This window comes from Salmonella sp. A1325, from assembly GCF_056991255.1.
This window is the reverse complement of sequence record NZ_JAMLWO010000007.1, coordinates 22,878-35,418: the sequence shown is the minus strand read 5'-3', so window position 1 is coordinate 35,418 and position 12,541 is coordinate 22,878. Positions and strand designations below refer to the sequence as shown.

The window sequence follows — 12,541 nt, the reverse complement described above, 5'->3', positions numbered from 1 at the left end:
GCAGATATCCCACGCTATTTAGAGGTAAAACATAGACAGTCGCGGGGTAAAATTCCAGCAGTGTGCTGGTTATCCCCAGACCAGAGTCTTTTTTAACATTTGTCAAGTCGGATGATGAAAGTTTTATGTCAACGTATCCCCCTTCCTTTACAACCATTGATTTTATATAACTTGCTGTCTAAAAAGGGATATTTTCTCAAGCCGTCTTTCGCGCCAATTTAGTCGCAGGCCGCGTCGCCTCTCGCTTACGTTGTGTTTTCTAACTCTAATACACAAGGTTATCCACAGGAATAGTGGATAACTGCTTCCAGCCCGTATCCCCTGCCGCCTGGCAAAATCAGCCCTTGACGTTTTCGCCGGGCGATAAAAAAAAATTATCGCTATTTTTGGCAGATTATTGGCTAACGAGAAGGGAAAAATTGAGGCGTAGACGCTCACATTTTGCACATTTTTAGCATGGCGACGTCAGGAGGGTCTGGCGAAAGAACAGCAGGATCGTCAGATCCTGCAAGAAGGCGATTTTTAAGCACGGTCAGGCGCGTTCCAGGGGGCTGAGGTCCAGATACTGTCCTGTCGCCGCCTGCGATGGAGAAATGCCCAGCCACGGGATTTCCCCTAACAGCGGGGCCGGTATGACGCGGCGAAGCGTCGCGAGATATTCACCATGACGCGCGCCCGGCGGCTGTATGTCGTTGGCTATCCATCCGACAAGTGGTAATCCGGCCTGTTCTACCGCCAGCGCCGTCAGCATGGCGTGATTAATACAGCCCAGCTTGACGCCAACAACCAGAATCACCGGCAGCTGCTCCGTCTGTACCCAGTCGGCAAACGTCAGCGTGGCAGAGAGCGGCGTAAACCAGCCGCCCGCCCCTTCTGTCAACACCCAGTCTGCCTGCGACTCCAGCGTTCGCAATCCGCGTGATAATACCGCCGCGTCTATCGCCCGGCCTTCGTCGGCGCTAACGATGTGGGGAGAGGTAGGCTCGGCAAAAGTATAAGGATTGATAGCGGAATAAGGTTGCGGCAGGCTGCTGTTACGCTGCAAGGCCAACGCATCGCTATTGCGTAGCCCGTCGGTTGTCATTTCGCTGCCGGAAGCGACGGGCTTATAGCCTACGGTTTGATAACCTAACTGCGTTGCGGCCTGCAATAAGGCGCAACTGGCGACCGTTTTACCGACTTCAGTATCAGTACCGGTGACAAAATAGCGTTTAGTCACGTTCAATCACTCCCATAAAAAGATGGTACGTCAGCGGATATTTCCCCTGCCGCTGCGGCCATGCCAACTGAATCTGTCTAAGCCGGGCGCGGGTTAATACATCCGACTCCCGCCCTTCATGAAGATGGGTGGCGCCAATGCCTTTAAGCGAGCGCATCGCACTCAGGGCATCCTCAAACCACAATGTCATCGCCTGAGTATGACGAGACGCCCGCCAGCCGCGCAGCGCGTGGTCAATGGCCTCTTCCGGCAAAAAGCTATTCGCGTGAGCGCGATTATCGACGGCCTGCCATGCCTGACGCAGCTCCGGCAACGCCCCCTGGCACAAGGTGGTAAACGCCACCACGCCGCCGGGCCGTACAACCCGATACAACTCGCTCAACGCATCACGTAAATCGCCGCACCACTGGACCGCCAGGTTGCTCCAGGCCAGGTCAAAAACTTCGGCGTCATGGGGAATCGCTTCGATATCCGCCAGCAAATAGTGATGCGCCGCCTGACGATCGCGCGCCTGTTGCAGCATCGGCAGCGAAAGATCCAGGGCGGTCACTTCGCTCCCCCGCTCTCGCCAGTAACGACTCATACGTCCAGGGCCGCAGCCTGCGTCCAACACACTGGCAAACTGGCGGCCTGCCAACAGCGTCAGCAGCGCATCCGCGCTGTGTTGCTGCAAAGAGGCGTGCTGTTCATATTGCGATGCGGCCCGGCCAAACGCCGCCGCAATAGCCTGCTTATTCACCTGCGCCATGCAGCACCTCCAGCAGACGGTCTATATCGCACGCTTCATGCGCCTGCGTTAACGTTAAGCGCAGGCGCGCCGTGCCGACAGGCACCGTCGGCGGACGAATCGCCGTCGCCCAGCATCCTTGTTGACGCAGCGCCTCCGCCAGGCGCAATGCACGGCTGTTATCGCCCACGATTAACGGCTGGATGGCGCTATGGGCATTCAGTAGCGTAAATCGGGACGCGTTAACGCCGGCCCGAAAGCGCTGAACCAGAGCGGCGAGTTTTTCGCGCCGTTCACGACCTTCATCGCTACGGATCACCGCCAACGAGGCGCTTAACGCCTGCGCCTGGGCGGGCGGCATACTGGTGCTGTAAACCAGATGACGGGCGAATTGCAGCAAATAATCCGCGACGCTTTCCGAGCAGAGCACCGCTGCGCCGCTGACGCCAAACCCCTTACCGAAAGTCACCACCAGCAACTCAGGCTTCACCCCCCGTTGCCAGCAGGTGCCCCGCCCCTCATCGCCAGTCACGCCGATGCCGTGCGCATCATCAACCAACAGCCAGGCATGATGCCTGCGGGCAATGTGCTGGATTTCCGCCAGCGGCGCGCTGTCGCCGTCCATGCTGAATACACCTTCTGTCACCACCAGTTGCTGGCCCACGCAGGGCGATTGCAGTAAACGCGACAGATGCTGCGTATCGTTATGGATAAAGCGGCGAAGCTGCGCCGGACTCAGATTGGCGGCCTCCAGCAGGGAAGCATGACTCAACCTGTCGGCCACAATCCCGTCATTTTTTTTCATTAAGGCGGTAATGACCGCCTGATTCGCCGCAAAGCCAGAGATAAACAGTAGCGCGCGCGAATATCCTAACCATTGCGCCAGTTCCTCCTCTAACGCCTGGTGCGCCACGGAATAACCGCTGATATGACCCGACCCGCCGCTGCCGACGCCAAAACGCGTCGCTGCCTGTTGCCAGGCGCGAATAATCTGCGGGTGTTGACTTAAGCCGAGGTAATCATTGCTGGAGAAGTTAAGATACTGTCGCCCGTTCGCTACCAGCCAGCGTCCGGCGCCCTGCGACACCACATAGCGGCGGCGCAATGTATCCGTCGCCCGACGCGCCGTCAGCGCATCGTCGACGCGTTGTTGCCAACTCATAAGGCTGCCGCGTTGTAATAATCATCGGTGTCAGGCGTCATCAGCGTCTGCTCCAGACGTTGCTGCTGCTCGTTATCGCCCGCCAGCACCCTGGTCTGCTGCGGATTCAGCCCCAGCTTACGGAATAACTGCAGATCCTTGTCCTCTGCCGGATTTGGCGTAGTTAACAATTTGCAGCCATAGAAAATCGAGTTCGCCCCGGCCATAAAGCACATCGCCTGGGTCTGCTCGTTCATCTGTTCACGTCCTGCGGAAAGACGCACGTATGAGGTCGGCATCATGATGCGCGCTACGGCGATAGTACGAATAAAATCAAACGCATCCACGTCATCGTTATCCGCAAGCGGCGTGCCTTTCACCTTCACCAGCATGTTAATTGGCACGCTTTCCGGCGGCGTCGGCAGGTTCGCCAACTGCAACAACAGTCCGGCGCGATCGGTAACCGTTTCGCCCAGACCCACAATGCCGCCGGAGCACACTTTAATCCCTGCTTCACGGACTTTTTCCAGCGTGTCGAGGCGCTCCTGATAGGTACGGGTAGTGATGATATTGCCGTAAAACTCCGGCGAGGTATCGAGGTTGTGGTTGTAGTAATCCAGCCCGGCGTTAGCCAGACGCTGCGCCTGGCTCTCGTTCAACATGCCGAGCGTCATACAGGTTTCCAGCCCCATCGCTTTGACGCCCTGTACAATCTTCTCCAGATAAGGCATATCGCGTTCATGCGGATTCTTCCAGGCCGCCCCCATACAGAAGCGGGTCGAACCGGCGTTTTTCGCTTTACGGGCGGAGTCCAGTACCTGCTCCACTTCCATTAAACGCTCGGCTTCCAGCCCGGTTTTATAGCGCGAGCTCTGCGGGCAGTATTTACAATCCTCCGGGCAGGCGCCGGTTTTGATCGACAGCAGCGTACTAACCTGTACCTGCTGCGGATCGAAATGCTGGCGATGAATTTGCTGCGCTTCAAACAGCAATTCCAGCAGTGGTTTTTCAAATAATTCGGTTACTTGCGACAGTGTCCAGCGTGGGTGGCGAGCCATCGGGCTTCTCCAAAATATGTTGTTTGTTTTTGATATGGTGTAGACTCGTAAACCTAAATCTTTTTAATTTGGTTTACAAGTCGATTATGACAACGGACGATCTGGCCTTCGATAAACGCCATATTTGGCATCCTTACACTTCCATGACCTCGCCGCTGCCGGTATATCCCGTTGAGCGGGCCGAAGGCTGCGAGTTGGTTCTCGCCTCGGGCGAACGCCTGATTGAGGGGATGTCCTCGTGGTGGGCGGCCATTCATGGTTATAACCACCCGCAATTGAACGCGGCGATGAAAGCGCAAATTGACGCCATGTCGCATGTCATGTTCGGCGGCATAACCCATCAACCTGCGGTGAATCTGTGCCGTAAGCTGGTCGCGATAACGCCTGAGCCGCTGGAGTGTGTCTTTCTGGCCGACTCTGGTTCGGTGTCGGTAGAAGTGGCCATGAAGATGGCGCTGCAATACTGGCAGGCGCGCGGCGAATCGCGTCAGCGTTTTCTGACGTTTCGCCACGGTTATCATGGCGACACGTTCGGCGCGATGTCGGTGTGCGATCCGGATAACTCCATGCACAGCTTGTGGAAAGGCTATCTGCCGGAGAATCTGTTCGCGCCGGCGCCGCAAAGCCGGATGGATGGCGAATGGGATGAAAGCGACATCGCGCCATTTGCCCGCCTGATGGCCGCGCATCGCCATGAAATAGCCGCCGTGATTCTGGAACCTATCGTTCAGGGCGCGGGCGGGATGCGCATATATCATCCACAATGGCTCAGGCGTATTCGTAACATGTGCGATCGCGAAGGCATTCTGCTGATTGCCGATGAAATAGCCACCGGATTTGGCCGTACCGGCAAACTGTTCGCCTGCGAGCACGCCGGGATCGCGCCGGATATTCTGTGTCTCGGCAAAGCCTTAACCGGCGGCACCATGACCCTCTCGGCAACGCTCACGACACGCCAGGTTGCAGAGACTATTAGCAACGGCGAGGCGGGGTGTTTTATGCATGGCCCGACGTTTATGGGGAATCCGCTGGCCTGCGCCGTCGCCTGCGCCAGCCTGACGCTGCTGGAAAGCGGCGAATGGCGTCAGCAGGTGGCGTCTATCGAGTCTCAGTTACGCGCTGAGTTAGCTCCCGCGCAAAGTTCTCCCTGGGTGGCGGATGTGCGGGTGTTGGGTGCGATTGGGGTGGTTGAAACCACGCATCCGGTCAATATGGCGGCGCTTCAACGCTTCTTCGTCGGGCAAGGCGTCTGGATCAGGCCGTTCGGCAAGCTAATCTACCTGATGCCGCCCTACATTATTCGTCCGGATCAACTGCGCCGTTTGACCCAGGCGGTCAATGACGCGGCACACAATGAAACATTTTTTAGCCATTAATCAGCGGTAAGCGATGCTGCTTCTGGCTACACTTCTGGTGAGTCAAAAGGAGAACGCATGAAACTTATCAGCAACGATTTGCGCGATGGAGATAAACTTCCTCATCGCCACGTTTTTAACGGTATGGGCTATGATGGCGATAATATTTCGCCGCATCTGGCCTGGGACGACGTGCCGATGGGCACCAAAAGTTTTGTCGTGACCTGTTACGATCCCGACGCGCCGACCGGCTCCGGCTGGTGGCACTGGGTGGTGGTGAACCTCCCGGCGGATACGCGCGTACTGACCCAGGGGTTCGGCTCAGGCCTGGTGGCCGTACCAGACGGCGTCATTCAGACGCGTACCGATTTCGGTAAAGCGGGCTACGGCGGCGCGGCGCCGCCTAAAGGGGAAACGCACCGCTATATCTTTACGGTTCACGCGCTGGACGTCGAGCGTCTTGAGGTTGATGAAGACGCCAGCGGCGCGATGGTCGGCTTTAACGTGCATTTCCATTCGCTCGCCAGCGCCTCGATCACGGCGATGTTCAGTTAAACGCTGTGCCGGATGGCGGCGTAAACGTCTTACCCTGCCAACGGGTTGGGTAAGCCGAATAAGCGCCGCGCCATCCGGCAGCATTCACATAAAGTCCGGCACCAGACGCTGTAACGCGCCTTGCGCCAGCAGCGCCGTCGCACACTCAATATCGGGCGCGAAAAAACGATCCTGCGTATAGTGCGCCACCCGCTGGCGCAGTGTCTGCCGCGCCTGTTCCAGTAACGGGCTGGAGGTTAACCCTTCCCGTAAATCTATCCCCTGACAGGCAGCCAGCCACTCCACGGCAATGATGCCGCGGGTATTCGCCGCCATTTCCCAGAGTCGCCGCCCTGCCGCCGGGGCCATTGAGACATGATCTTCCTGATTCGCCGAGGTCGGCAGGCTATCCACGCTGTGCGGGTGCGCCAGCGCTTTATTCTCACTAGCGAGCGCCGCGGCGGTGACCTGGGCAATCATAAAACCGGAATTAACGCCGCCATTTTTCACCAGGAACGGCGGTAACTGCGACATATGTTTATCCATCATCAGCGCGATGCGCCGCTCCGATAGCGCGCCGATTTCCGCTATCGCCAGCGCCAGATTATCCGCCGCCATGGCAACCGGTTCAGCATGGAAGTTACCGCCGGAGATCACCTCCCCCGCCTCGGCAAAGACCAGCGGATTATCGGACACCGCGTTGGCCTCAGTCAGCAGTACCTCTTTCGTCTGACGTAACTGGGTCAGACAAGCGCCCATTACCTGCGGCTGGCAGCGAAGGGAATACGGGTCCTGAACTTTATGACAGTGGTGATGTGATTCAGCAATAGCACTGGTATCGGTCAGCAGATGCCGGAACAACCGCGCGGCGTCAATTTGCCCCTGTTGTCCGCGCGCGGCATGAATGCGCGCATCAAAAGGACGGCGTGATCCCAGTACGGCTTCGGTGGTCAGCGCGCCGCAGACGACGGCGGAGGCAAATAACTCCTGTGCCTCAAACAAACCGCGCAGCGCGAAAGCCGTTGACGCCTGGGTGCCGTTAAGCAGCGCCAGCCCCTCTTTGGCCGCCAGCGCGACAGGCTCCAGTCCGGCCTTTTCTAGCGCCGTCTGCGCCGGAAGCCATTCACCCTGCCAGCGCGCTTTTCCTTCGCCAAGCAGCGTCAGCGACAGATGCGCCAGCGGCGCTAAGTCGCCCGACGCGCCAACCGAGCCTTTTGCCGGAATCAGCGGATACACGCCGGCATTCACCAGAGCGATGAGCGCCTCTATCACGCTCAACCGAATCCCGGAAAACCCGCGCGCCAGGCTATTGATTTTCAATACCATAATCAGACGCACCATCGCGTCATCCAGTGGGTCGCCTACGCCCGCGGCGTGAGACAGCACCAACGATCGCTGTAGATTTTGCAAGTCTTCATCAGCGATGCGCGTCTGCGCCAGCAGACCGAAACCGGTGTTGATGCCGTAGGCGGTACGCCCTTCGGCAACGATATCATTGACGCACGCGACGCTGGCGTTAATGCCGTCAATGGCGCTGGCGTCCAGCCGAAGCTGTACCGGATGACGCCAGACATCGTACAGTTGAGAGAGGCTTAACTGCCCCGGAGTGAGTGTCATGGTGTTCATATCAGCCTTTCCCCTGCGTCGCCGCAACCATCGGTAAATTCAGACCTTGCTCAACAGCGCATTCCACCGCGAGATCATATCCGGCATCGGCATGGCGCATGACGCCCGTCGCCGGATCGTTGTGTAACACGCGGCGAATACGCGCGGCGGCCTCGTCAGTGCCATCACAGACAATCACCATACCGGCGTGTTGCGAAAAACCCATCCCCACCCCGCCGCCATGATGGAGCGATACCCATGTTGCCCCGCTGGCGGTATTCAGCAATGCATTTAACAGCGGCCAGTCGGAAACCGCGTCGGAACCGTCGCGCATCGCTTCGGTTTCACGGTTAGGGCTGGCGACAGAACCGGAATCCAGGTGATCGCGGCCAATCACAATGGGCGCGGATACCTCGCCGCAACGCGCCATTTCGTTGAACGCCAGTCCCAGTTTTTGCCGCCACTCCAGGCCTACCCAGCAGATACGCGCCGGTAGCCCCTGAAAATGAATGCGCTCGCGCGCCATATCCAGCCAGTGATGCAGATGTTTATCCTCCGCCACTATCTCTTTGACTTTGGCATCGGTTTTATAGATATCCTGCGGATCGCCGGACAGCGCCACCCAGCGAAACGGCCCGATGCCACGACAGAACAGCGGACGAATATAGGCTGGCACAAATCCCGGAAAATCAAAGGCGTTTTCCACCCCCATCTCTTTCGCCATCTGACGAATATTGTTGCCATAGTCAAAGGTCGGCACGCCCATTTTACTGAACGCCAGCATCGCCCGAACATGCGCCGCCATGGAACGTTTCGCTGCCTGCATCGTCCCGTGGGGATCGGATTGCGCGTTTTTCTGATACTCCTCCCAGCGCCAGCCGGAGGGCAAATAGCCATGTAGCGGATCGTGGGCGCTGGTCTGATCGGTCACCAGGTCCGGGCGCACGCCGCGATTAACCAGTTCCGGCAGGATATCCGCCGCGTTCGCGCACAGGGCGACGGACACGGCTTTCCCCTCGCGGGTGTAGCGCGTAATGCGGGCCAGCGCGTCATCCAGCGTGGCGGCCTGCTCATCCACGTAGCGAGTACGCAGACGAAAATCGATACGGCTTTGCTGGCATTCAATCGTCAGCGAACACGCTCCGGCCAGCGTCGCGGCTAGCGGTTGCGCGCCGCCCATGCCGCCCAGCCCGGCGGTCAGCACCCAGCGTCCCGCCAGCGTGCCGTTATAGTGCTGACGCCCCGCCTCGACAAAGGTTTCGTATGTTCCCTGCACGATTCCCTGGCTGCCGATATAAATCCAGCTTCCGGCCGTCATTTGACCGTACATCGCCAGCCCTTTCGCATCCAGTTCGTTAAAGTGTTCCCATGTCGCCCAGTGGGGAACCAGGTTGGAGTTGGCGATTAATACCCGCGGCGCGTTGTCGTGCGTTTTAAATACGCCGACCGGTTTGCCAGACTGAATAAGCAACGTTTCGTCCGCCTCCAGCCGGGTGAGCGCATCAACAATAGCGTCATAGCATTCCCAGTTGCGCGCGGCGCGACCAATCCCGCCGTAGACCACCAGCTCATGCGGATTTTCCGCCACGTCAGGATCGAGATTATTCATTAACATCCGCAGCGGGGCTTCTGTCAGCCAGCTTTTCGCCGTTAATACCGTGCCTCGGGGCGCGCGGATAGTCTGCTGACGATACTTGCTTTCAGGCATAGCAATGACTCCTCATTGTTATCGGTCTGCCATCGCCAAATAACGCTAAAACGCCACTATCAGGCACCGCCGCAGACCCACAGATAAGAATCAGACATATACTTGTCTATACAAGTAAGCACAAGAATAGAATTAACAAAAATGATACAATTTTGTTATATTGTGTCAGCAATCACGTTTTCCGGCAGCAGTCCGCTCAGGAGATAAATCGTCCCTGTAGCCGGTAGCGCGACCCGGGGAAAAGTAAGCGGGCGTGAGAAACAATCCGCGACGCGGACCAGGTTGTACGACGAATGAGCAGACAAGGCTCATGCTCTTTGATAGTTAACCACGCGCACTCTTGCGCCGTGGCGCGCACCGCCTCCACAATATGTTCCCCTTCCGTTAGCGGCGCGATCCGCGACAAATAAGCGTGCGGCGTGGTCTGACGGTAATCCTGCGCCAGGTAATCCACGGCAATATCCGCGTTCACGCAGCGATCTTCAATTTGTACCGGCAGATCGTTTTCATAATGCACCATGATGGAATGGAAAATGACATCGCTCTCATTGACGTTGAGAGCGCTTGCCTGGATGGCGTTTGCCCGCACGCGCTCCAGCGTGAGCACCTCACAACGATGCTGATGACGGCGGGCGGCTATCTCCTCGGCGATACTGCGGACTTCAAACAGCGCGGACTGGCCTTTTGGTTCGGCGACAAACGTCCCCACGCCCTGTAAACGCACCAGCCACCCTTCATCCGTCAGCTCACGCAGCGCCCGGTTGATGGTCATTCGGCTAAAGCCATACTGAGCGACCAGTTCAGCTTCCGACGGAATGCGATCGTGCGGCTGCCAGACGCCGTCGGCTATTTTTTTACAGATGTCCTGTTTCACCGTTTCGTAAAAAGGCGCAGGCGCAGAACGGGAGCGGGATGAATACATGCGTGAAGCCTTCCTTATGCGGATAATGTTTTCCGGATGACAGATTAACGCCACCAGTGCGCGATTTGCCAGCCAAGCCGCGCCGCCACGCGCGCCGCTGCGCCATCGTCATCAAAGCGTGGATTAAATTCAACCAGATCCGCCGCCTGTAATTTTCCGCTGCGGCAAACCGGCTCAATTAAACGCAGAACCTGTATCAGCGGCACGCCCAGCGCTGCGGGAGCGGAGACGGCCGGCATTTCCCAGACAGGCAATACGTCGAGATCGATAGTCAGATAAATTTTATCCACCTTGTCAATAAACTGCGTCATCTGCGCCAGTGCGTCATGGCAGTCCAGATCCTCCACCACGGTAACATTCCGCCACTGCGCTTCCCGCCACAACGCCTGTGTATTTGCCGCACGGCTCACGCCGAAACAGGCATAATGAAACGCGCGGCTCTGCGCGTCGCATAGCTGCGCCAGTTGACGAAACGGCGTCCCGGATGTTGCCCGGTCGGTCTGACGGAGATCCAGATGCGCATCAAGATTAATGATCCCTACGCTTTCCTGCGCAAACGCGTCCAGCACCCCCGCGCCATGTCCAAACGAGGTTTCATGCCCGCCGCCCAGTACCAGCGTGCGCATCCCGGCCCGCAGACAGCGGCTTACCGCATCGCGCAAGGCCTGCTGCGCGCCTTCCAGATCGGGCGTCGGCGCAACCCAATTGCCTAAATCCACCAGCCGTTCATGTCCCTGGTGGCTAGCCATATTCGCCAGCGCTTTACGCAACGCGTCCGGGCCGCCTGCCGCGCCGGGACGACCTGCATTGCGTTTTACCCCCTCGTCGCAGGCAAATCCCATTAACGCGATCTTTTGCTGCCAGTTTTCGGGGGAAAAGGTCTCGCTGCGCGTGACGGTCTGAAACAGACGCCGCGCATCCGGCGCTTCTATACTGTCATCGCGCCCCTGCCAGAGCGCCGGAGAAGCCGGATACCATTGCGTCATGAGATTTGTCCTCTGTATACCCGCTGATATAAAGGGTTACGCCCCGGCTCATACACTATCTCTACCGGCTGTTCAGCATCCCACACCACAAAATCCGCCCGGTAGCCGGCCCTGATCTGCCCATGCGTCGCCTGTCTTCCCAGCGCGCGAGCGGCATGGCGCGTAACGCCCGCCCATGCCTCTTCCGGCGTCAGACCAAACTGTACGCAGGCCATATTCATCGCCAGATGCAAACTGCAAAACGGGCTGGTGCCAGGATTGAAATCGCTGGCGACGGCGACAGGCACCTGATAGCGGCGCAGCAGTTCCACCGGCGGGCGCTGCGTCTCGCGCAGAAAGTAAAACGCGCCGGGCAACAACACGCCGACAGTACCGCCGTCACGCATCGCCGCGACGCCCGCTTCATCAAGATATTCGATATGATCCGCCGATAACCCCTGATAACGGCTCACCAGCTGCGCGCCGCCCAACAGCGAAAGCTGCTCAACATGGCCTTTAACGGGAATACCTAACGCCTTCGCCGTCTGCAACACGCGCTCACTCTGCGCCACATTAAAGCCGACGCTCTCGCAAAAGAGGTCTACCGCATCAAATAACCCTTTTTGCCAGAGCTGCGGAATCATCGTCTCGCAGACCAGAGTGATGTAGCCGTCCAGGTCGTCACGATACTCCGCTGGCGTAGCATGAGCGGCCAATAGCGTGGGGCTAATGTCGATAGCGTTTTCGGCAGCAAGTTTTGCAGCGACGCGCAACAGCTTTTCTTCTGTCGCCAGCTCCAGACCATAGCCGGATTTAATCTCCAGCAGCGTAACGCCTTCGCTGGCAAGGCGCATCATGCGTTCGCGCGCCAGCAGGTAGAGCGTCTCCTCCGCACAGGCGCGGGTTGCTGATACCGTCGCGTTAATGCCGCCGCCCTGAGCGCTAATATGCTGGTATGACGCGCCGTTAAGCCGCTGCTCCCACTCTGCGGCGCGGTTACCGGCAAACACCAGATGCGTGTGGCAATCGATAAGTCCCGGGGTTACCAGTCGTCCCTGCATATCATGGATATTGTCCCCGCTGACAGGAAGCTGCGTCTCTGGCACGATATCGCAAATATGCCCTCCGCGTACAATCAGCGCCTGGTTATCCACCAGCCCGTACGGGGCTTGCCGCTGCGGGTCCATTGTCGCCAGCCTGATGTTTCGCCAGACAGTATCGCCCGGTAAAAGTTGCCGCATTCCTGTCGCTCTCTTGCCTGTCATGAGTTGTATAGACATTTATTTTCTTTCTGCTCCGGATTGTCA

At 58.0% G+C, this 12,541-nt stretch carries 11 protein-coding genes; 2 read left to right on the top strand and 9 right to left on the bottom strand.

Annotation, left to right across the window (positions count from 1 at the left end; genetic code table 11):
- Window positions 1-532: 532 nt before the first annotated feature.
- Genes bioD through bioB form a run of 4 tightly spaced genes read right to left on the bottom strand, consistent with a single transcriptional unit; the run spans window position 533 to window position 4,145 of the window.
- Window positions 533-1,219 carry a dethiobiotin synthase gene (gene bioD, locus NAZ64_RS14595; RefSeq protein ID WP_000167226.1) on the bottom strand — a complete coding sequence of 229 codons (687 nt, stop codon included), beginning with the start codon at window positions 1,217-1,219 and terminating at the stop codon, window positions 533-535.
- Entirely contained in the window at window positions 1,212-1,967 is a 756-nt protein-coding gene (bioC, locus tag NAZ64_RS14590; protein WP_076932647.1) for a malonyl-ACP O-methyltransferase BioC, read from the bottom strand. The genes bioD and bioC overlap by 8 nt, the downstream gene beginning before the upstream one ends.
- Window positions 1,951-3,108, bottom strand: coding sequence for an 8-amino-7-oxononanoate synthase (gene bioF, locus NAZ64_RS14585; protein WP_483640972.1), 1,158 nt, complete (start codon window positions 3,106-3,108; stop codon window positions 1,951-1,953). Before bioF ends, bioC begins: the two co-directional genes overlap by 17 nt.
- Complete coding sequence (gene bioB / locus NAZ64_RS14580; RefSeq protein WP_000090724.1) at window positions 3,105-4,145, bottom strand: biotin synthase BioB; 1,041 nt, start codon at window positions 4,143-4,145, stop codon at window positions 3,105-3,107. The genes bioF and bioB overlap by 4 nt, the downstream gene beginning before the upstream one ends.
- An 86-nt stretch (window positions 4,146-4,231) precedes the next feature.
- Between bioB and bioA the strand changes: the two genes are divergently transcribed.
- Both bioA and NAZ64_RS14570 read left to right on the top strand, forming a co-directional pair.
- Complete coding sequence (gene bioA, locus NAZ64_RS14575) at window positions 4,232-5,521, top strand: adenosylmethionine--8-amino-7-oxononanoate transaminase (protein ID WP_079842066.1); 1,290 nt, start codon at window positions 4,232-4,234, stop codon at window positions 5,519-5,521.
- Between the two features lie 57 nt (window positions 5,522-5,578).
- Window positions 5,579-6,055 carry a kinase inhibitor gene (locus NAZ64_RS14570; protein ID WP_000767407.1) on the top strand — a complete coding sequence of 159 codons (477 nt, stop codon included), beginning with the start codon at window positions 5,579-5,581 and terminating at the stop codon, window positions 6,053-6,055.
- Window positions 6,056-6,139: 84 nt separating this feature from the next.
- Here the strand turns inward: NAZ64_RS14570 and hutH are convergent, their stop codons facing one another.
- From hutH to hutI, 5 genes are all read right to left on the bottom strand, one after another.
- Window positions 6,140-7,660, bottom strand: a complete 1,521-nt coding sequence (hutH, locus tag NAZ64_RS14565; RefSeq protein WP_483640971.1) for a histidine ammonia-lyase — start codon at window positions 7,658-7,660, stop codon at window positions 6,140-6,142.
- Window position 7,661: 1 nt separating this feature from the next.
- Complete coding sequence (gene hutU / locus NAZ64_RS14560; protein ID WP_220569334.1) at window positions 7,662-9,347, bottom strand: urocanate hydratase; 1,686 nt, start codon at window positions 9,345-9,347, stop codon at window positions 7,662-7,664.
- Window positions 9,348-9,543: 196 nt separating this feature from the next.
- The gene (locus NAZ64_RS14555) at window positions 9,544-10,269 is read right to left on the bottom strand and encodes a histidine utilization repressor (RefSeq protein WP_220569335.1); all 726 of its coding nucleotides are present in this window, start codon (window positions 10,267-10,269) and stop codon (window positions 9,544-9,546) included.
- Window positions 10,270-10,313: 44 nt separating this feature from the next.
- Window positions 10,314-11,255, bottom strand: a complete 942-nt coding sequence (gene hutG, locus NAZ64_RS14550) for a formimidoylglutamase (protein ID WP_220569336.1) — start codon at window positions 11,253-11,255, stop codon at window positions 10,314-10,316.
- Entirely contained in the window at window positions 11,252-12,475 is a 1,224-nt protein-coding gene (hutI, locus tag NAZ64_RS14545; RefSeq protein WP_115286176.1) for an imidazolonepropionase, read from the bottom strand. The genes hutG and hutI overlap by 4 nt, the downstream gene beginning before the upstream one ends.
- Between the last annotated feature and the right edge of the window lie 66 nt (window positions 12,476-12,541).

What these genes read in the sequence shown, in the direction of transcription:
- bioC (WP_076932647.1), bottom strand. Translation starts at nt 1,967, where the DNA reads ATGGCGCAGGTGAATAAGCAGGCTATTGCGGCGGCGTTTGGCCGGGCC.
- bioF (WP_483640972.1), bottom strand. Translation starts at nt 3,108, where the DNA reads ATGAGTTGGCAACAACGCGTCGACGATGCGCTGACGGCGCGTCGGGCG.
- bioB (WP_000090724.1), bottom strand. Translation starts at nt 4,145, where the DNA reads ATGGCTCGCCACCCACGCTGGACACTGTCGCAAGTAACCGAATTATTT.
- bioA (WP_079842066.1), top strand. Translation starts at nt 4,232, where the DNA reads ATGACAACGGACGATCTGGCCTTCGATAAACGCCATATTTGGCATCCT.
- NAZ64_RS14570 (WP_000767407.1), top strand. Translation starts at nt 5,579, where the DNA reads ATGAAACTTATCAGCAACGATTTGCGCGATGGAGATAAACTTCCTCAT.
- hutH (WP_483640971.1), bottom strand. Translation starts at nt 7,660, where the DNA reads ATGAACACCATGACACTCACTCCGGGGCAGTTAAGCCTCTCTCAACTG.
- hutU (WP_220569334.1), bottom strand. Translation starts at nt 9,347, where the DNA reads ATGCCTGAAAGCAAGTATCGTCAGCAGACTATCCGCGCGCCCCGAGGC.
- NAZ64_RS14555 (WP_220569335.1), bottom strand. Translation starts at nt 10,269, where the DNA reads ATGTATTCATCCCGCTCCCGTTCTGCGCCTGCGCCTTTTTACGAAACG.
- hutG (WP_220569336.1), bottom strand. Translation starts at nt 11,255, where the DNA reads ATGACGCAATGGTATCCGGCTTCTCCGGCGCTCTGGCAGGGGCGCGAT.
- hutI (WP_115286176.1), bottom strand. Translation starts at nt 12,475, where the DNA reads ATGCGGCAACTTTTACCGGGCGATACTGTCTGGCGAAACATCAGGCTG.